This window comes from Rhodococcus sp. P14 (assembly GCF_000256505.1).
GTDB lineage: Bacteria > Actinomycetota > Actinomycetes > Mycobacteriales > Mycobacteriaceae > Rhodococcus > Rhodococcus ruber.
Map to the genome: position 1 here is coordinate 12,902 of NZ_AJFC01000079.1, position 19,626 is coordinate 32,527.

General features: G+C 69.1%; 18 protein-coding genes. 9 read left to right on the plus strand and 9 right to left on the minus strand.

The genetic code is table 11. The annotated features are described in order from the left end of the window. Positions 1–3 precede the first annotated feature (3 nt). Entirely contained in the window at positions 4–1,290 is a 1,287-nt protein-coding gene (gene eno / locus OEY_RS0105520) for a phosphopyruvate hydratase (protein WP_010592910.1), read from the minus strand. Positions 1,291–1,443: 153 nt separating this feature from the next. Further along, positions 1,444–2,205, minus strand: a complete 762-nt coding sequence (locus tag OEY_RS0105525) for a lytic transglycosylase domain-containing protein (protein WP_010592911.1) — start codon at positions 2,203–2,205, stop codon at positions 1,444–1,446. Between the two features lie 139 nt (positions 2,206–2,344). Between OEY_RS0105525 and efeU the strand changes: the two genes are divergently transcribed. From efeU to efeB, 3 genes are read left to right on the plus strand one after another with little or no spacing between them, the layout of a single operon-like run. Beyond that, entirely contained in the window at positions 2,345–3,223 is an 879-nt protein-coding gene (gene efeU / locus OEY_RS0105530; RefSeq protein ID WP_010592912.1) for an iron uptake transporter permease EfeU, read from the plus strand. A 28-nt stretch (positions 3,224–3,251) separates the two neighbouring features. Further along, positions 3,252–4,391 carry an iron uptake system protein EfeO gene (gene efeO / locus OEY_RS0105535; RefSeq protein ID WP_010592913.1) on the plus strand — a complete coding sequence of 380 codons (1,140 nt, stop codon included), beginning with the start codon at positions 3,252–3,254 and terminating at the stop codon, positions 4,389–4,391. After that, a complete protein-coding gene (gene efeB, locus OEY_RS0105540; protein WP_010592914.1) occupies positions 4,388–5,653 on the plus strand; it encodes an iron uptake transporter deferrochelatase/peroxidase subunit in 1,266 nt (421 codons plus the stop codon). The genes efeO and efeB overlap by 4 nt, the downstream gene beginning before the upstream one ends. A 16-nt stretch (positions 5,654–5,669) precedes the next feature. Here efeB and OEY_RS0105545 read toward each other — a convergent pair whose 3' ends face one another. The 5 genes from OEY_RS0105545 to OEY_RS0105565 form a co-directional block, all read right to left on the minus strand. Continuing rightward, positions 5,670–7,526 (minus strand): putative bifunctional diguanylate cyclase/phosphodiesterase, encoded by a 1,857-nt coding sequence (locus OEY_RS0105545; RefSeq protein WP_010592915.1) that lies wholly within the window; start codon positions 7,524–7,526, stop codon positions 5,670–5,672. Between the two features lie 45 nt (positions 7,527–7,571). Continuing rightward, the gene (locus OEY_RS0105550) at positions 7,572–9,704 is read right to left on the minus strand and encodes an Rv1355c family protein (RefSeq protein ID WP_010592916.1); all 2,133 of its coding nucleotides are present in this window, start codon (positions 9,702–9,704) and stop codon (positions 7,572–7,574) included. Continuing rightward, a complete protein-coding gene (locus OEY_RS0105555) occupies positions 9,701–10,384 on the minus strand; it encodes a hypothetical protein (RefSeq protein ID WP_010592917.1) in 684 nt (227 codons plus the stop codon). The genes OEY_RS0105550 and OEY_RS0105555 overlap by 4 nt, the downstream gene beginning before the upstream one ends. 174 nt (positions 10,385–10,558) lie before the next feature. Then, entirely contained in the window at positions 10,559–10,984 is a 426-nt protein-coding gene (locus OEY_RS0105560; RefSeq protein WP_010592918.1) for a hypothetical protein, read from the minus strand. Then, positions 10,981–11,442, minus strand: a complete 462-nt coding sequence (locus OEY_RS0105565; protein ID WP_010592919.1) for a GyrI-like domain-containing protein — start codon at positions 11,440–11,442, stop codon at positions 10,981–10,983. Before OEY_RS0105565 ends, OEY_RS0105560 begins: the two co-directional genes overlap by 4 nt. Before the next feature lie 248 nt (positions 11,443–11,690). Here OEY_RS0105565 and OEY_RS0105570 point away from each other — a divergent pair, with 248 nt between their 5' ends. From OEY_RS0105570 to OEY_RS0105585, 4 genes are read left to right on the plus strand one after another with little or no spacing between them, the layout of a single operon-like run. Continuing rightward, positions 11,691–12,947, plus strand: coding sequence for a class I SAM-dependent methyltransferase (locus OEY_RS0105570; RefSeq protein ID WP_010592920.1), 1,257 nt, complete (start codon positions 11,691–11,693; stop codon positions 12,945–12,947). After that, a complete protein-coding gene (locus tag OEY_RS0105575; protein WP_010592921.1) occupies positions 12,944–13,738 on the plus strand; it encodes a glucose-1-phosphate cytidylyltransferase in 795 nt (264 codons plus the stop codon). Before OEY_RS0105570 ends, OEY_RS0105575 begins: the two co-directional genes overlap by 4 nt. Beyond that, positions 13,735–14,388 carry a PIG-L deacetylase family protein gene (locus tag OEY_RS0105580; RefSeq protein WP_029539901.1) on the plus strand — a complete coding sequence of 218 codons (654 nt, stop codon included), beginning with the start codon at positions 13,735–13,737 and terminating at the stop codon, positions 14,386–14,388. Before OEY_RS0105575 ends, OEY_RS0105580 begins: the two co-directional genes overlap by 4 nt. A 1-nt stretch (position 14,389) precedes the next feature. After that, positions 14,390–15,430, plus strand: coding sequence for an NAD-dependent epimerase/dehydratase family protein (locus OEY_RS0105585; RefSeq protein ID WP_010592923.1), 1,041 nt, complete (start codon positions 14,390–14,392; stop codon positions 15,428–15,430). 1 nt (position 15,431) lies between these two features. Here the strand turns inward: OEY_RS0105585 and rfbC are convergent, their stop codons facing one another. Continuing rightward, entirely contained in the window at positions 15,432–15,986 is a 555-nt protein-coding gene (rfbC, locus tag OEY_RS0105590; protein ID WP_010592924.1) for a dTDP-4-dehydrorhamnose 3,5-epimerase, read from the minus strand. A 62-nt stretch (positions 15,987–16,048) separates the two neighbouring features. Here rfbC and OEY_RS0105595 point away from each other — a divergent pair, with 62 nt between their 5' ends. Next, positions 16,049–17,209: a class I SAM-dependent methyltransferase gene (locus OEY_RS0105595; protein WP_010592925.1), complete on the plus strand. Its 1,161-nt coding sequence runs from the start codon at positions 16,049–16,051 to the stop codon at positions 17,207–17,209. Continuing rightward, complete coding sequence (locus OEY_RS0105600) at positions 17,206–18,660, plus strand: sugar transferase (protein WP_010592926.1); 1,455 nt, start codon at positions 17,206–17,208, stop codon at positions 18,658–18,660. The genes OEY_RS0105595 and OEY_RS0105600 overlap by 4 nt, the downstream gene beginning before the upstream one ends. 24 nt (positions 18,661–18,684) lie before the next feature. On the opposite strand, the gene OEY_RS0105605 is transcribed toward OEY_RS0105600, so the two are convergent. Then, positions 18,685–19,515, minus strand: a complete 831-nt coding sequence (locus OEY_RS0105605) for a glycosyltransferase family 2 protein (protein ID WP_010592927.1) — start codon at positions 19,513–19,515, stop codon at positions 18,685–18,687. Between the last annotated feature and the right edge of the window lie 111 nt (positions 19,516–19,626).

Consider the following 19,626-nt stretch of genomic DNA (forward strand, 5'->3'; position numbering starts at 1 on the left):
CGCTCAGCCCTCGATGCTGAAACGCGGGAACGCCAGTTCGCCGGCGTACCGGGCGGCGTCGCCGAGCGACTCCTCGATGCGCAGCAGCTGGTTGTACTTGGCGACGCGCTCGGAACGGGCCGGGGCACCGGTCTTGATCTGGCCGCTGCCCACGGCGACGGCGAGGTCCGCGATGGTGGTGTCCTCGGTCTCGCCGGAGCGGTGGCTCATCATCGACTTGTACCCGTTGCGATGCGCGAGATCGACCGCGTCGAGGGTCTCGGTGAGGGTGCCGATCTGGTTCACCTTCACGAGCAGCGCGTTGGCGGCACCCTTGACGATGCCTTCCTCGAGGCGCTCGGGGTTGGTGACGAAGAGGTCGTCGCCGACCAGCTGCACCTTGTTGCCGATCTTGTCGGTCAGCGCGACCCAGCCGTCCCAGTCGTCCTCGCTCAGCGGGTCCTCGATGGACACGAGCGGGTATGCGGAGAGCAACTCGTCGTAGAAGTCGGCGAGCTCGTCCGCGGTGCGGTCCTTGCCCTCGAACTTGTAGCCGGTGCCCGCGGTGTAGAACTCGGTGGCGGCGACGTCCAGCGCGAGCGCGACATCCGTTCCGAGCTTCAGACCGGTCTTGGCGACGGCCTCGCTGATGAGGTCGAGGGCCTCCTTGGTGCCGGCGACGTCGGGCGCGAATCCACCCTCGTCACCGAGGCCGGTGGCCAGGCCGCGGCTCTTGAGCACGGACTTGAGGGAGTGGTACACCTCGGCGCCCCAGCGCAGGGACTCCTTGAAGGTGGGCGCGCCGATCGGGGCGACCATGAACTCCTGCACGTCGACGCCGGTGTCGGCGTGAGCGCCGCCGTTGAGGATGTTCATCATCGGCACGGGCAGGATGTGGGCGTTCGGGCCGCCGAGGTAGCGGAACAGCTCGAGCCCGGAGGACTCGGCCGCCGCCTTGGCGACGGCGAGGGAGGCACCGAGGAGCGCGTTGGCTCCGAGCCGGCCCTTGTCGGGGGTGCCGTCGGTGTCGAGGAGGGCCTGGTCGACGGTGCGCTGTTCGGTCGCGTCGAGACCGATGATCGCCGGGGCGATCTCGCCGAGGACGCCCTCGACGGCCTGCTCGACGCCCTTGCCCAAGTAGCGCTCGCCGCCGTCGCGCAGCTCGACGGCCTCGTGCTCACCGGTGGAAGCACCGGACGGCACCGCAGCGCGGGCGAAACTTCCGTCGTCGAGCAGCACCTCGACCTCGACCGTGGGGTTACCACGCGAATCGAGGATCTCGCGGGCTCCTACCTGCTCAATGATGGCCACTGGCTGATTCTCCTTCGATGGACTTCACGCTGCGGGGTCTGCACGCTGGGGACAGCCTAACCGCCCCGACCTGCGCCCGAAGCACGGCGCGCCCCGCGGTGGCGGCCACCGGCGGGTTGCCCGGTGGCGAGGCGGACGGATCGGACAGTCGCGTCAGGGTCGACGGCCCACCCCGTACGCGGCGGCGCGGTCGCGTACCAGAGCGAGGTACTCACCCGAGAGGTTGTAGGCCATGAGAGCGCGCGTCCACCCCTCGGCAGTGGTGAGGTCGCCTCCGCGGTCGCACAGATAGCGGCCGGCGGACAGGGCCGCGTCGTCGATGTTGTCGGGATCGGCGACGCCGTCGCCGTTCGCGTCCACACCCCAACGGGACCAGGTCTCGGGAATGAACTGCATGGGCCCGACGGCCCGGTCGAGAACGGGATCACCGTCGAGGCGGCCCCCGTCGGTGTCGCGGATCTCGGCCAGTCCGGGTCCGCCGTCGAGGGGCACACCGCGGATCGGCGGGTCGACGCGGCCGTCCGGGGCGATGGCGGCGCCGTTGTACCGGCCGTGCCGGCTCTCGACGCTTCCGATACCGGCGAGGGTCGTCCAGGCGAGACCGCAGCCGGGGCGCGCGGCGGCGAGCACGGCGGCGGCGTGACCGTAGGCCTCGAGGGCGGTGCGGGGGATGCCGAGTGCCTCGGCCTGCGGCGCGGCCCAGTCCCGCAACTGGTCGGCGGTGCGGCCGGGGGCGTCGACGTCGATCGCCGGGACGGCGGTGCCGGGTACGGGCGGGACGCCGTCGGGGATCGGGATGCGCGGCTCGCGTGGGCTCCAGACCGCAACCCCGACGACCACGAGGATCGTCGCAGCGACCGCGCCGAACAGGACGCGCGGCCACGGTGAGCGTCGCGGCGAGGTGGCAGGGGGCATGGTTCCCATCATCCATATCGCCGGCAAAGCGCAGGTAAAGAGACCAAGGTCCCTTTCGACGGCGCTCTCGCCGGGTGTATGTTTTCGGCTTGCATCACCTAATAGAGGTTCGCCTCACCTAACTTTTGGAGTCGTGTCCATGTCAGTGCTTGCCGCGAGTTCCGGGGCGCCTTCGATCGCCACCCAGCTGATGGGTTCGGGTCTCATCGGCCTGCGCGAAGGCCTCGAAGCAGGCATCGTCGTGATGATCCTCGTCGCCTTCCTCGTCAAGTCCGAGCGCCGCGATGCACTGCGGTGGGTACGGCTCGGCGTCGGCACTGCCGTCGCCATGGTGGCCGCGACATTCGCGATCATCCATCTCGGCACCACCACCCTCACCGGGCTCGCCGCCGAAGTCGCCGCGGGTCTCGCCTCGCTCGTCGCGGTGGTGATCGTGACCGCCATGGTGCTATGGATGCGCACCGCATCGCGGTCGATCTCGGGCGATCTGCGCGCCGGGATGGAGAAGGCACTGCTCGCAGGACCGGCCGCGGTACTGACCCTGTCGTTCTTCGCGGTCGGGCGTGAAGGCCTGGAAACCGCGCTGCTGATGGTCGGGTACGCCGAGAACACCGCCGGCAGCGCGTGGCCGCTCGTCGGCCTGCTCCTCGGGCTCGGCGTGGCCGCCGTCCTCACGGTCCTGATGTACCTCGGGGCGATCCGGATCGACATGGCCCGCTTCTTCCGGTACACGGGTGTCTTCCTGGTCGTGGTCGCCGCCGGCATCCTGGCCTACGGCCTGCGCGCCCTCCAGATCGGCGGCGTCCTGCCCGGCGGCTCCACTCTCGCCTTCGACGCCTCAGCCCACTACGACGCCGGCAGCTGGTACGGAACCGTGCTGGCCGGCATCCTCAACCTCCGCCCGGATCCCACGATCCTGCAGGCCGTCGCGTGGGTGAGCTACCTCGCCGTCGTCCTGTCCCTGTTCCTGCGTCCCGTCGCGCCGGCGCGCACGGCCGAACCCGCCGTCGCCGCCTGACCCCTCCTGTTCGAAAGGCACCGATCACATGCGCCGATCCACGTACGCCCTCGCGGCGGCAGCGGCCCTGCCCCTCGCTCTGGCGGGCTGCACCGAGAAGTCGACCGCAGCCGACGACTCGATCGCCGTCACCGCCACCGACAACGCATGCGAGGTGGCGGCGGCGAAGGGCACGACCGGGCACTCCTCCTTCAGGATCACGAACAACGGAACCACGGTCACCGAGTTCTACGTGTTCGCCGCCGGCGACCGGGTGATGGGCGAGATCGAGAACATCGGCCCAGGACTCACCCGGCAGCTGATCGTGAACCTGCCCGAGGCCGGCACCTACGACCTGTCCTGCCGCCCCGGGATGGTCGGGGACGGCATCCGGCAGGAATTCGTGGTCACGGGTGATTCCAAGGCCGCCACCGACGCCGACGGCAAGCTCGCCGAGGCCGGGGACGGTTACCGCCGGTACATCCGCAGCCAGACCGAGGCGCTCGTCTCCGCCACCGGCGAATTCGTCGCCGCCGTGAAGGCGGGTGACGTCGACGAGGCCAAGCGGCTGTTCCCGATCAGCCGCACCTACTTCGAACGGATCGAACCCGAGGCGGAGAGCTTCGGCGACCTCGATCCCCGGATCGACCTGCGCGAGGCCGACCTCGAGCCCGGTCAGGCGTGGACCGGCTTCCACCGGCTCGAGAAGGACCTGTGGGTGCAGGGCGCCCAGTCCGACACGACTGCGATCGCCGATCGACTCGCCGCCGACGTCCAGGAGCTGGCCGACCTGGTGAATGCCGACGACTACACGGTCGATCCGACCAAGATCGCCGGCAACGCGCAGGGTCTGCTCGACGAGGTCTCGACCTCGAAGATCACCGGTGAGGAGGACATCTTCTCGCACACCGACCTGTGGGACTTCCAGGGCAACGTGGACGGCTCCCAGGCCGCGGTCGCGGCTCTGCGCCCGATCCTCGACGCGAACGACCCGCAGCTGGCGCAGGCCATCGACACCCGCTTCGCCGATCTGGACGCCGTGCTCGCGCAGTATCGGCAGGGTGACGGCTTCGTCTCCTACGACACGGTCACCGAGTCGCAGCGCCAGGAGCTCTCCCGCCTGCTCGACGCACTCTCGGCCGAGGTGAGCAAGGTGCAGGGCGTCGTCGCGGGGGCAGGGGGCGCATGAGCGAGACGCCGACCTCCGCACCCGCGTCCCGCGCGGGCATCTCCCGCCGGCGCCTGTTCGGTGCCGTCGGCGCCGGCGCCGCGCTCGCCGGGGCGGGCGCGGTGGTCGGCCGGGTCACCGCCCCCGGCACGGACGCCGGCCACGCCGGCACCGTCCCGTTCCGGGGTGCGCATCAGGCCGGGATCGTCACCCCCGCCCAGGACCGCATGCACTTCGTCGCCTTCGACGTCACCACCGACGACCGGGACGAGATGATCACGCTGCTGAGGACGTGGACGGAGATGGCCGAGCGGATGACCGCCGGGCGCGAGGCCACCGAGGACGGCGCCACCGGCGAGGGCCCCTACCATCCGCCCACCGACACCGGCGAGGCCCTGGACCTCGACGCCTCCCAGCTGACCCTGACCATCGGGTTCGGACCGTCGTTCTTCGAGCGGTTCGGATTGTCCGCTCGCAAACCTGCTGCGCTGCAGGATCTTCCACACTTCCCGGCGGACAACCTCGATCCCGCGCGCAGCGGCGGCGACATCGCGATCCAGGCGTGCGCCAACGATCCACAGGTCGCGGTGCACGCCGTCCGCAATCTGGCTCGGGTCGCGTTCGGCACCGCGTCGGTGCGCTGGTCGCAACTCGGCTTCGGCCGCACCTCGTCGACTTCCACGTCGCAGCAGACACCGCGGAACCTGTTCGGGTTCAAGGACGGAACCAACAATCTCAAGGCCGAGGATCCCGCGGCGCTCGCCGAATCGGTCTGGGTGGACGCCGGCGACGACCAGGCCTGGCTCGCCGGCGGCACCTACCTGGTGGCGCGACGGATCCGGATGCTCATCGAGCAGTGGGACCGGGCGGTGCTGCAGGAGCAGGAACAGGTGATCGGCCGCACCAAGCGCGAGGGCGCTCCGCTCGGGAAGACCGGCGAATTCGACGAACTCGATCTCGAGTCCAAAGGACCGGACGGGCCGTTCGTCCCCGTCGACGCGCACGTGCGGCTCGCGTCGGCCCAGCACCTCGGCGGGCTGAAGATCCTGCGCCGGGGATACAACTTCACCGACGGCTCCGACGGACTCGGCCACCTGGACGCGGGCCTGTTCTTCATTGCGTTCTGCCGCAACCCGCTCGAGCAGTTCGTGCCGATGCAGCGCGAACTGGCGCGACGGGACGCACTCAACGAGTACATCCAGCATGTCGGGTCGGCGGTGTTCGCGTGCCCGGCCGGGCCGGCGCCGGGCGAGTACTGGGGGCAGGCGCTCTTCGAAGCGTGAGGGACGACGGGCCGGTTCAGGCCCGGTCCCCCACCGGCGTCTGCCACGGGAGCTCGATCCGCTGCCGGTGCAGCAGTTGCTCGACCGCCTCCGCCGACTTCGGACGGCTCAGCAGGAAGCCCTGCGCCCGGTGGCATCCGAGTTCGAGCAGCTTCGTCGCCGCCGCGACGGACTCGAGCCCTTCGGCCACCACGTCCAGCCCGAACGCGGAGGCCAGCCCCATGATCGACTCGACGATGACGCGGTCGCTCTCGCTGCGCTGCAGATTCAGCACGAACGCCTTGTCGATCTTGAGGGTGTGGACCGGAAGGGACTTCAGGTGCGCGAGCGAGCTGTACCCGGTGCCGAAGTCGTCGATCGCGCAGCACACTCCGAGGCGCTCGAGCCGGCGCAGTGTCTTACGCGAACGTTCGAGATCGCTGACGACCACGTACTCGGTGATCTCCAGACACAGGCACGAGCTGCCGAGGCCGAACTCCTCCAGAGCGCTCTCCACCGTCTCCACGAAGTCGAGGCTCACCAGCTGCACGGGCGAGACGTTCACACTCATCGTCAGGTTCAGGCCCGGGATACGCCGCCGCCACTCGGCCAACTGTTCGCACGCCGTCCGCAGCACCCAGCGCCCGAGTTCGCCCGCCAGATTCGTCGACTCGGCCACCTCGATGAATTCGGCCGGCTGCAGCTTGCCCAGCACCGGGTGATTCCACCGCACCAGGGCCTCGACCCCGAGAATGCTGCCGTCACGCAGGTCGAACTCGGGTTGATAGTCCAGGGTGAGATGCTCGTCGTCGATCGACGTCCGCAGGCTCAGTTCGATGAGGTTGCGGCGCTCGCTCGCGCCCCGCATGTCCTCGGTGTATGCGACGACGCTGTTGCCGCCCTTGCTCTTGGCCATCAGCATCGCCTCGTCGACACGCCCGAGCAGCGCCACCGGGGTGATCCGTCCGGGCTCACCGACGGCGACGCCGAGGCTGCCGCCGCGGCCCACGACCTGGCTGCCCAGCTGCACCGACATCCCGACCGCCCACCGCAGTGCCTCGGCACGTTCCCGGGCCGCCTCGAGCGATACGGCACCGTCGAGCACGACGACGAACTCGTCACCGCCGAGGCGGGCCACCATGTCCTTCGGATCGCACACGCGCGACAACCGCTGCGCGGTGCGGCACAGGAACACGTCGACGGCGGCGTGACCGAGAAAATCGTTGAGCGGCTTGAGGCGGTCCAGATCGAGAAACAGGACGGCGACCGGTCCCGGCTGCCCCCGCTTCAGCCGTTCCTCGAGGTGTTCGAGGAGGGCGCGCCGGCTCGCGAGACCGGTGAGGTCGTCGTGATAGGCCGCGTCGCGCAGGTCCTGTTCGGCGCGGACACGGGCCTGCACCTGCGCCAATAGGGCCGCGATCATCATCAAGGTGTTGATCTCGTTCTCACTCCAGTCGCGATCACCGGCCTTGATGAAGCCCAGGGTGCCGGTGGTGACGTTTCCGGAGATCAGCGGCACCGCCGCGACCGAGACCTCGGGCACTCCCGAACCCAGGCGCACGCGGTTCGCGTATTCGGCCCCTGACTGTCCGGGACGACTGACCGCTGGTTCCTTCATGGTCTCCGTCATGGCGAAGATCGGGTCGGCGTCGCGGAAGTGCACCACCCCCAGAGGATCCGGGTCCGGCACGAATTCCCGCGGGGGCCACTCGGCGACGAGCACGGTCGCGTGGATCTCGTGGTCGTTGTAACGAAGAAAGCAGTTGTCGACCTCGAAGTGCTCGACGAGGTCCTGGAGCACTTGCTCGATCACCGAGTGATGAGACACGGCGTCCGCCGGCATGAGGCGGGAAGCGACACGGGTGACAATGTTCTCGAAGCTCTTCTCCACCATCTCAAACCCCTTGGGAACAGCACATTCGACGCACACGGGACCGCATCAGGGATGTCTTCGAACCCTATCCGAGCGGCGCGCGCTGCGAACCCGTTCCGGCCGCGCCCGCGCCACCCGGAGCAGGAGGGCGAAACGCAGGCCGGTCGGTCTGTCGAACGCGTCGTCGAGCGCCGACTGCAGCTTTCCGAGCGCGCCGAATCGGACCTCGGAGAGTCGGACGAGGTCGGTGTCGTCCTCGGCGTAGAGGAACACCGGGGAGGCCGGCTGGACTGCAAGACCCATGCCGTGGGCGCGGATCCACACGCTCTCGGCGGTCATCCCCGCCCGGACGTAGTCGGCGGGCTGTGGCCCCGGCGCGAAAACCGCCACGAGAGCCGAACTGCTGCGCACCCGCATTCCGGTCAGCCGACCCAGCCCGTGCCCCAGGTCCCACTCTCCGAGTTGGTCGAGGACATCGTTTCGCACCGCCAGGTCGAGCATCGTGCGTTCCGCGTCGTCCATCCCGAGTGTTCCGACGTCGATGCCGCTGGCGGTGTCCTCGGAGTGCGGCCACCGCAGTTCCGCGAGCATCTCCCGGCGCAGAACGGGCGTCAGGTAGCGGATCCTGTCGGATTCTGCGAGCAACTCCGCGGTCTCGGCGAGGCGATCGGCGCCGGTGACGACCCGGATCCGGCCGCCCTCCTGCTCGGCCGCCTCGTACAGGGCAGCCGTCTCGGCCTCGGAAAGCGGCGATCCGTCGCCGGGTCGCCGATTGGTGCCGCGCGAGAGCATGGGCTCGTACTGGGCGGCCAGGACCGAATCGGTTCCGTCCGAGAACTGCATCGTCGCGAGCACTTCGCGCGGCGGCTCGGCGGCGTCCCGCTCGAGCACCCGGACCGCACCGAGTATCCGGTGCGCCGCCGCGGCGATGCGCGCGTTCTGCAGGGCTGCGCCCAGCGCCACGTAGCTGCCTCGGGCGTGGATGTCGATCGCGGTCGGCGTGAAGTCGTCGGCGGCGGCGACCTCGAGCCGCTCGCCGTCGGCCGTGATGGACCACGGCTGGCTGTTGCCTCCCGAGGGGGCCCGGCTTGCGGCGTGCAGCACCCGGTCGATCGGATCATCCGATTCCGCGGGCGGAGGTACGTCTGTGCCGGCCCGGCGTCCGGGATCCGCGGGGAGTGCCAGGGCGTCGAGACAGGCTTCGACGTCCACGCGGCCTCGTCCCGCATTCAGGGGTTGGCCGAGGCCGAGCCGTCGCACCACCGCGGCGACCGTCGCGCCGCCGAGCATCACCTCGCTGCCGAGCTGAGGCCAGGTGGCCAGCGTCTGCTCCACCTCCAGCAGGGACGCGGCCATCCGGGTCGAGATCCGCTCCGGTCCGAGCAGGCGCAGCGCGTACGGGATCTTCTCCCGGCCCGACAGGGCGGCGAGGCGATCCGGCTCGATCTCGCCGAGCAGTCCGTGGAACGGCCGTCCCGGCAGCAGATCGTAGCGTTCGACGTCGATCAATCCCCGGTCACTCGTTTCCATCACCACCGGCACGGCCCGTCGGGCCGCCTCCGCACGCAGTGCGACCTTCACGTCCAGCGAGTCGCACTCGTCCACGACGATGTCGAGGCCGTCCAGGAACTCGCCGACCGTCTCCGGTCCGATCCCGTCGGGCCACACCGACAGGGGCAGGTACGGATCCAGCTCCGAGAGTCGTCGCGCGGCCACGACCGCCTTGTTCGTGCCCAGGTCCACGAGGGAGGCCGGCACCCGGTTGAGATTCGACAGCTCGATCGGGTCGAAGTCGGCGAGCCGCAGTTCCCCGCACACCCCGTCGAGCACCAGCGCCTGTGCGACCGAGAAGCCGACGCTCAGGCCGACGATTCCCACAGTCGTTCCGCGCAGCCGGTCCTGTTCGGCGGAGGTCACCTTGTTCCGATTGCGGTCCAGCCGCAACCGCCGGAACGAGTGCGGTCCGAGCACACGGACCACGGTCCGGCGCCACGGGTAGTGGACCCACCGGGCCGGCTCGTCGAGCACGTCACTCCCGGCCGGCGGGAGCACTTCGCGCAGTCCCCGCACCTGATCGGAGAGACGATCGACGACGACAAGTCCGGGTTCGGAGCGCAGGCGGTCGAGCCCCTCCATGTCCTCCGGCCGGTCCTCCGCGAACACCGACGGCGTCCATCCGGCCTCGCCGTCGGACCTCACGCGGGCTCCCCGCCGACGGGAAACCCGTCCACTTCTCGTCGGAGTTCGTCGCCGAGGGGATCGGCGTGCAGACGGTCCCACCACATGAGCCGGGTCCGATAACGGGCGTCCGGATACGGAGTAGCCGGCATGCTCTCGTCGACCACTCCCCCACAGGTCCGCCACAGATCGAGGAGGTTGTCGGCGGCGGTGGCCATCATGTAGCGGGACTGGAGGAGGTCCATGAACTTGGCGCCCATCCGGGCTATGGCCAAGGTGAGTTCCCGGCGCTGGGGCACGTCCTCGGACACCCATGCGGCCTTCGCCTCGATCAGACCGAAGGGGATCCGGCTCTCGATCATGCGGCGGAGCCGCTCGACGTGCTCCGGAGCGTTCCACTCGGTCAAGGCATGGGACTCGTCCGCACTCCGGAACGGCCCCTGGGCTCGTACCCCTCCCACGACGACTCCCCGTCGATCCACCCCCGCGCAGAACATCGCCGTGCTCTCGCCGCTTCGCACCGTCTCGTAATCCAGTGCGGACTCGACCCCGAATCGGCGGTAGGCCCCCAACGCCCGGGCAAGATATTCGTTCCACAGGTCCGGCGCCGCGGCGGGCACGGCGGCGACGAACGAATATCCCGAGGCCGGATCGCTGTAGGTCGAGACACGCTCGCGCACCGAGTCCGATGCGACGCGCACTGCTCGATCCACTGTCGGCCTCCGACCTTGCGGATGACCCCGCACGGAGTCACCCGGTGGACCACATCAGGCCCTCTCGCTCACCGTCATGCTCCTCGACCGGGACAGCACGGGTCATACATGTGGCTGTATGGAATCGAGTATGCAGTATCGGGGTGTTCGCCACAGCCTTCTTCAAGCCAGAGATATGTAGAGTTCCGTCTCTCCCGACGGGCCGATGACAGCCACCTCCTCCCGGTAGGCCCGCTCGATCCGCCCCTCCTTCTCGGCGATCTCGACCTGGTGCCACACGTCCTCGACGGGATCGGAGTGGTCGCTGTCCGGAACGAAGCGGGCGAAGTATCCGGTGGGGACCCGGACCAGCGAGTCCCCGGCCGTCAGGTCGGACAGTCCGTCGCAGCGACGGCCGACCACCGCATTCCAGCCGACCTCGGGGTGCCAGATGTAGACCACGACCACCGCGCCGATGCCGCGCGCGCGAATGCGGTCCTCGGTGAAGGTCAGCAGTTCGGACCGCTGACCGGACGACCCCGGCTCGAGCCCCGGCAGAACCAGCCCCCCCACATAGTGGTCGTGCAGCTTGGTGAGTTCGAAACTCATTGCGCACCAGCCTTTTCCGGAGTCCGGATCGCTACGTACATATCGATGCGGTACGCGTGGGGATAGAACTCGAAGTCACCGGTGAACGACCGGACGATCTCCCCCGCCTCCTCGGCGGCACGGATCTGGTTCCACAGATCGATGAAGACGCCGGGAAACGTGCCGGTCGAGGAGAACTTCGCGTACGTCCCGGCGGGCAGACAGGCCACGAGATGACCTTCGGTCACCTGATCCAGCGACTCGCACTGGTATCCGACCGTCTGGGTGTAGTAGGAGTCGATGTCGACCGCGTGATCGGTGTAGGCCGAGGCCAGCGGCCCACCGAGTTCCTGCTTGAGCACCGCCGACCAGGCCCGTTCGAGCGCCCGGTCGCGAACCTTGCCGAGAGCCCGGCGCGGGCTCCGCACGGGCAGGCCGGCGACGAGGGTCTGTTCACGCTGCACGATCTGAAACGACATCGGGCGACCTCCCCAGGATCTCACGGTACGCCTCGACACCCCTGCGTGCCCGACCCACGAGTGAGGGTGTGAGTGGTTCCGAGTCTAGGGGTGTCTACCAACTGGCGCCAAACAGCAAGCAAAACAATCTTTCGGTTTGTTACAGGCTTTCATTCATCCTCCAGGTATGATTACCTTGTCTAGTCGGACCTGATGTTGCGAAAATTCTCGTCGCACGGTCCCGGCCGACTGCCCGAGGGGTGTGATCAATGAAGTGCCGCCTGTGCGAATCGGACCGGCTCCTCAGCGTGCTCGATCTCGGCGCCACGCCGCCGTGTGAGCGCTTCCTGGCCGCCGACGAGCTGGACCTGCCCGAAAACACCTACCCCCTGCACCTGCGATTGTGTGAGGAGTGCCTGCTGCTGCAGATCCCGGCACTCATCACACCCGAGGACACCTTCACCGAGTACGCCTACTACGCGTCGTTCTCCGACTCGTGGGTGGACCACGCCCGGCAGTTCGTCGAGACCGCCGTCCGCGACCTGCAGCTCGGACCGGACTCGTCGATCGTGGAGGTCGCCAGCAACGACGGCTACCTGCTGCGGCACGCGGTCGCGGCCGGCATCCCGTGCCTGGGCATCGAACCGTCGGTGAACGTCGGCGCCGCGGCACGTGGGATCGGCGTCCCCACCGTCACCGCATTCCTCGACGAGGGACTCGCCGAGGACATCCGCGAAGAGTACGGGCCGGCCGACCTGGTCGTGGCGAACAACGTCTACGCCCACATCCCCGACCTGCTCGGCTTCACCCGATCGCTGCGCACCCTCGTCGCCGACGACGGCTGGATCTCCATCGAGGTGCACCACGCGCTGAAACTGGTCCGCGAAGCGCAGTTCGACACCGTCTACCACGAGCACTTCCAGTACTACACAGTGCTGTCCGCGATGCGGGCGCTGGCCACCGGCGGTCTGTCGGTCGTGGACGTCGAACTGCTCGGCACCCACGGCGGATCGATCCGGCTCTGGGCCCGGCCGGACGAGGTCGCAGGTCCCCCCGGGACACGGGTGGAAGCCGTGCTCGAGGAAGAGCGCCGGGCCGGTCTCCACACGACGGCGGGCTACCGAGAACTCGAAGCCCGCGCCCGTTCCGTTCGCCGAACCCTCCTGCGCTTCCTCCTCGACTGCCACGATCAGGGCCTGTCCGTCGTCGGTTACGGCGCACCGGGAAAGGGAAACACCCTCCTCAACTACTGCGGTATCCGCCCGGACCTGATGGCGTACACCGTCGACCGCAACCCGTACAAGCACGGGCGTTACACCCCCGGCGCCCGGATCCCGATCCTGCCGCCGGAACAGCTCGAGAAGGACCGGCCCGACGTGGTCGTCGGCCTGCCGTGGAATCTGGCGGCGGAACTGACGACCCAGTTGCAGTACATCTCCGCCTGGGGCGGCCGGCTCGTCTTCCCGCTCCCCGAACTGCACACCACCATCGGCCCCGCCGACTTCGTCAGGAGGATCACGGTATGAAAGTCGTTCTGTTCTGCGGCGGCTACGGCATGCGGATGCGCAACGACCGGACCGACGAAATTCCCAAGCCCATGCAGATGGTGGGCCCGCGGCCGCTCCTGTGGCACATCATGAAGTACTACGCCCACTACGGTCACACCGAGTTCGTCCTGTGCCTCGGCTACGGCGCGGCCAAGATCAAGGACTTCTTCCTCGACTACCACGAGGAACAGTCCAACGACTTCGTGCTCCACGACAACCGGGTCGAGTTGCTCAACACCGACATCAGCGACTGGTCGATCACCTTCGTCGACACCGGTCTCGAATCCGCGATCGGCGAGCGCCTGCGCCGCGTGCGCGAGCACCTCGGCGACGACTCGCACTTCCTCGCCAACTACGCGGACGTGCTCACCGACGCTCCCCTCGACGTGATGATCGAGCGGTACCACCGGTCCGGCGCGACGGCGTCGATGCTCGTCGTCCCCCCGCAGTCGTCGTTCCACTGCGTCGATGTGGCGGAGAACGGCGAGATCAAGGAGATCGTTCCGGTCAGCCGTTTCCCGATCTGGGAGAACGGCGGGTACTTCGTGCTGAGTCAGGAGATCTTCGATCTGCTCCCACCCGGGGGCGACCTCGTCGCCGACGTCTGCGGCACCCTAGCCGGGCAGGGTCGGCTGTACGGCTATCGGCACAACGGCTTCTGGAAGCCGGCGGACACGTTCAAGGAACGCGCCGAGCTCGACGACAACTACGCCCGCGGCATCCATCCCTGGACCGTGTGGGAGACGGCGCGGGCGGTGGTGACATCGTGATCGACCTGCACGTCCTCGACGTCCGCGAGATCGCGGTGCTCGGCGCGCACTGCGACGACATCGCGATCGGGATGGGTGGCACGCTGCTGAGCTTGATCGCATCGGCGCCGATCCCCCCACGGGTGCACGCGTTCGTGCTGTCGGGTGAGGACTCGCGACGCGAGATCGAAGAACGCCACGCGCTGGCCGCACTGTGCCCCGGGGCCGACGTCGAGCTCACGGTCCTCGACGTTCCGGACGGCCGAGCCCCCGCGTACTGGGACGCGATCAAGACCGCCCTCGAATCCTTCCGGCACACCTGCGAGCCGGACGTGGTGTTCACACCACAGCGCGGTGACGCCCACCAGGACCACCGGTTGCTGTCGGAACTGGTCCCCACGGTCTTCCGTGACCACCTCGTGCTCGGCTACGAGATCCTCAAGTGGGAGGCCGATACCCCGCACCCGGCGATCTACCACCCGCTGACCCGCAAGGTCGCCGAGGAGAAGGCCCGGATCCTCCTCAAGTACTACCCATCCCAGGCCGGTCACGACTGGTTCGACGAACAGGCGTTCCTGGGCCTGTCCCGCCTCCGCGGTGTGCAGTGCCGACGTCCGCACGCCGAGGCATTCGTCCTGGAGAAGGCCACCCTCCGCTTCGGAAAGGCATGACATGCGCGTCCTCGTCACGGGTCATCAGGGGTATCTCGGGTCGATCATGGTGCCGGTTCTCCGCTCCCACGGTCACGAGGTGACCGGCCTGGACTCGGGTCTGTTCGCGGACTGCCTGCTCGGCCCCGCGCCCGACGAGCCGCCGGCCCTGCGCCTCGACCTGCGAGACGTCACCGCGTCCCACCTCTCGGGTTTCGACGCCGTGATCCACCTCGCCGCGCTGTCGAACGACCCGCTGGGCTTCCTCGAGCCTCGGATCACCTACGAGATCAACCATCAGGCATCGGTGCAGCTGGCCCGGTGTTCGAAAGCCGCGGGTGTGCGCCGGTTCCTCTACGCCTCGACCTGCTCGGTCTACGGTTCCGCCGGCGACGACCTGGTCGGCGAGAACGCCCCGCTCCGCCCGCTCACGCCCTACGCGGAAAGCAAGGTGCGGGTGGAGGACGACGTCGCGGCGATGGCCGATTCCGGCTTCTCCCCCGTCTTCCTGCGCAACGCGACCGCATTCGGGTTCTCGCCACGGCTACGCGCCGACATCGTCCTGAACAACCTCACCGGTTCGGCGTACCTCACCGGCGAGGTCCGCGTGCTCTCCGACGGAACGCCGTGGCGGCCCCTCGTGCACGCACAGGACATCGCGGAGGCCTTCGCGCACGCCCTCGTCACACCCACCGAGCGCGTGCACTGCGCAGCCTTCAACGTGGGCACCGAGGCCAACAACGTCACCGTCGCCCAGATCGCCGAGGCCGTGGCCGACACCGTTCCCGGCGCCACCGTTGCCATCACCGGCGAGAGCGGCCCCGACCCCCGGTCGTACCGCGTCGACTTCTCCGCTGTCCGTAGAGCTTTCGACGGGTACGAGGCTCGATGGACGGTGCGCGACGGCGCGGCGGAGCTGTACCACAGCTATCGCCGATACGGCCTCACCGCCGACGCGTTCGCCGCGCGCTTCACCCGGCTCGCGCATCTGAGCCGCCTCCAGGAGACGGGCGAGCTCGATTCGACGCTGCGATTCCAGCGGATCGGGGTCTCGGATGCGTGAACTAGAGCGAGGCGAGAAGATCGGACCAGGTGCCTGCGGCGTCGTCCCGCGCACTGATCACGCTGACCGGCAGCGGCCAGGCGATCGCGAGGGTCGGATCGTCGTAACGCACCGCGACATCCTCGGCCGGATCGTGCGCCCGGTCGATCCGGTAACACACGTCGGCAATGTCCGTCAGCGCCTGGAAACCGTGCAGGAATCCCGGTGGGACGAACAGGTTCGCGAACTCGACGTCGTCGAGCCGGAACGCTTGGTGCCGACCGAAGGTGGACGATCCCGGGCGGACGTCGACGAGCACGTCGTGGACCGCGCCGTGGGCACACCGCACCAGCTTCGCCTCGCCGCGCCCGGATCGACCGTGCATGCCACGCATCACCCCGCGCACGGATCGGGACTGCGAATCCTGCAGGAAGTCGGAAGCACGTACGCCGGTCGATCCGGCCTGTTCGTCGAAGAGCCGGGCATCGAATGTGCGGGTGAACAGGCCTCGTCCGTCCCGGAACGGCTCGGGACGGAACACCAGGACGTCGCGCAACTCCGTCGTTTCGACACGCACCCGACGATTCTCCCGCACCTTCCGTGGCCCCGGCACCCGAATGGACCCGAAGGGGTGCCGACATGACGACCTGCCGCGGCTGCGGCGGCGCCGGCGTCGAACAGGTTCTCGATCTCGGCGCGATGCCCGCAGCGGACCACTTCCCCCTCGCCGGGACCCCCGTCACCCCGGCCGAGACGTCGCATCCGCTGGCAATGGCCCTGTGCCGGGACTGCGGCCTCGCGCAGCTCGCCGACGACGACACCGTCCCCGACGAGCCCCGCGGCGTCGAACCGCAGGCCCTGCGCGACCAGGCCGCCGCTGCCGTGCGCGACGTCGCGGACGCCGGTTGGCTCACGGGCCGCACGGTCGCCGAGTTCGGAAGCCCCCACGGCGGCACCTGGCTGCCGCTGCTCACCGACCGCGGATACGAGATCGTGCCCACCCGGCGTCCGGCCTCGCTCGTACTCGACTGCTTCGGGATCATGCACGAACCCGACCAGCACACCGCCTTCCGGCAACGCACCCGCGCCCTCACCGCCGACGGCGTCCTGCTGCTCCAGTTCCATTCGCTCGCCACGATCGTGCGGCAACGGCAGTGGACGGCGCTGCGGCACGGCCACTTCGCGTACTACTCGCTGACCGCACTGCGACATCTGCTCGCCGATGTCGGCCTCCACGTCGCCGACGCCTGGACCTTCGACCTCTACGGAGGCACCGTCCTCGTCGCCGCGACCCGCGCGCGCCGACCGTTGTCCCTCGCCGCCCGCCGGATCCTGACCGACGAGAAGGCCGTCGGCGTCACCGAACCCGTCGCCGTGCACGCGCTGCAGCGGGCCGCCGACGAGCAGGCTGTTGCCTTGCGCACCTGCCTGAAGACGATGGCGCGGCAGGGACGGCGTGTCTACGCGTACGGCGCGGCGTCCCGCGCGGTCGCGCTGTTCGCCCGGGCCGGCCTCGATCAGCACCTGGTGGCGGGGGTCGCAGACGCCTCCCCCGCCAAGCAGGGCCGGCGGATGCCTGGCACCGACGTGCCGATCATCTCTCCAGAACAGTTGCTGCGCCTGCGGCCGGATCGCGTGCTCCTGACCCTGCCCGACCTGCTGCCAGAGGTGCGGCGGCGTTATCCGGAACTCGACGGACGGTGGATGATCCCCGCCGACCATGCGGCGCCGCGACGCGGGACGCACGGCCTGCGAGCCGCGCGGGTGACCACCGGCGCCGGAAGCGAGGTGCAATCGTGACCACCAACGCGCGCCGCGGCCCACGGGCCGTGTTCGTCCACCGGCCGCAGGCCGTGCAGCCCCGCGGCGCCCTGCCGGCCTCCGGTTCGGACGCCGCGGCGGAGCCGATCACCCCACGGCACTTCGCCGCTCGGTTGCGGGCGCACATCGACTTCTTCCCACTGACCGCGGACCTGGTGGTGCTCTCGGTGGTCTTCGCGCTCACCGCGGCCGGCAGACCGGTCGCGAGCGCCGCGCTGCTCGTCCTGCTCATGACGATCCTGGGCACCTACCGGGCACACCTGACGCTCTCGGTGCTCGACGACCTGCCACGCATGCTCGCCGCCGTCACCCTCGCCGGGGTGGTCACGGCGCTGACACTCGCACCCTACGGACCGTCCTTCGGCGCCGTGAAGGTGACCGCCGTCGCCTTCACGGTCGTGACGCTCTCCCGTACCGCCGCCTACGCCGCCGAGCGGCGTGTCCGGCGGAACGCGCGTCACCGGCGCCGCACCGTGATCGTCGGGGGCGGTGAGATCGCCGCGATGCTGGCGGACGAGATCGCCGGCGAGCCGTCGTGCGGGCTCGAACTGGTGGGTCTTCTCGACGACGACCCCCGGCCCGATACCGTGCGCCGCCTCGACGTACCCGTCCTGCCACTGAGTGGAAACCTGCGAGAATTTCTCACCGCCGAGCAGATCAGCACGGCCATCCTCGCCTTCTCCCTCGTTCGCGACTGCGACATGCTGAAGATCCTGCGCGAGTGCGACCGCCTCGACTGCGAGATCTACGTCGTGCCCCGACTGTGGGAGATGGCGGCCGTGAGCGGGGACATGGAGCGCATCGGGGCGATGCCCCTCACGCGGGTCCGCCGTGCGGCGCACCGTTCGCTCACATGGGGAATCAAGTTGTGGACGAGCCGGGTCCTCAGCGCCGTCGCACTCGTCGTGCTGGCGCCGCTGCTGGTGGTGACCGCTGCCGCCGTCTGGTTCTCCGACAGATCGGCACCGATCCTGTTCCGGCAGCGGCGCATCGGCCTGGACGGCCGGGAGTTCGAGCTGTTGAAGTTCCGCACCCTGAAGCCTGCGAACGAGGACGAATCCGCCACGAACTGGTGCATCGCCGGTGACGCCCGCCTCGGCCGCGTGGGCAAGATACTGCGCGCGACGTCGCTGGACGAGCTGCCGCAACTGTGGAACGTCGTCCGCGGCGACATGACCCTCGTGGGACCGCGGCCCGAGCGGCCGCACTTCGTCGACAAGTTCGGTGCGACGATCCCCAGCTACACGGCGCGGCACCGGGTTCCGGCGGGCCTGACGGGCTGGGCGGCCGTGAACGGGTTGCGTGGTGACACCTCGATCGTCTCGCGGGCCCGGTACGACAACTTCTACATCGAGAACTGGGGGCTGTGGTTCGACCTCAAGATCATGCTGCGCACCGTCTCGGCGGTCCTCTCGATGAAGGGACGATGATGGACACCCGGAGCGGCCGTGCCGTCAACGTCGCAGTGTCGCCAGCAGTCCCCGGGATCGCGCCGACAACCGTTCGAACGCGGCCCGCACGAGGCGCGAGTCCCCGGCGATCACGTCCTTCCGGGACACCAGGTCCGGGTAGTCCTTCGCGATTCGGTGGTGAAAACGCATCATGTCCGTGAGCTTGCTGAGCGAGGACGTCCGGCTGCACAGGTTGAACGTCGAGTCCCGCCATGCCGCAACACGTTCGGACATCCCGAAGAACATCCCGAAGGTCGAGACCCGGGCGAACAGGTCCACGTCCATCGGGAACACCAGGTCACCCCGGAAGCCGCCCACCCGGTCGAAGTGCTCACGCCGGAACATCGCGGCGGCGGTGGGACCGAAGTCGGCCGGCCCGCGGCGCACGATCGTGCCGATGAGGGCACGCGGGGTGTGCAGGCCTTCGAGTCCGGGGATGCCCAGCCCGCTCTCCCGGATGTTGCCGGCTTCGTCGATGACGTCGAACCGTGCGGAGGTGAGCGCGACGGTCGGATCGGCCATCACCCTCGCCTGTGCCTCGATCGACCCGGGACGCAACAGGTCGTCGGCGCACACGATCTTCACGAGCGTCCCGCCGGACAGGGACACGGCCTTGTTCCAGTTGTCGCCGATCGAGAGCACCGCGTCGTTGCGGACCACCCGGACGCGGGAGTCGTCGAACGAGCGCGCGATGTCCGCGGTGCCGTCCTCGGTCGCGTTGTCCAGCACCAGGACGTCGAGGTCGGCGTCCTGTTCGAGGATCGAGCGCATGGTCGCGTCGAGAGTGCGGACTGCGTTGTACGCGGGGACGCAGACAGAGATCGAAGCGGTCATGAGAACCCTCCGTGACGTTCGAGTTCCGTCGCCGGAAGGGCGTCACCACCCAGGCGGCGGATCGTGCGGGGTGCCGGCTCGGACCTGCGTCGGAGCGTACCCGCATTCGAA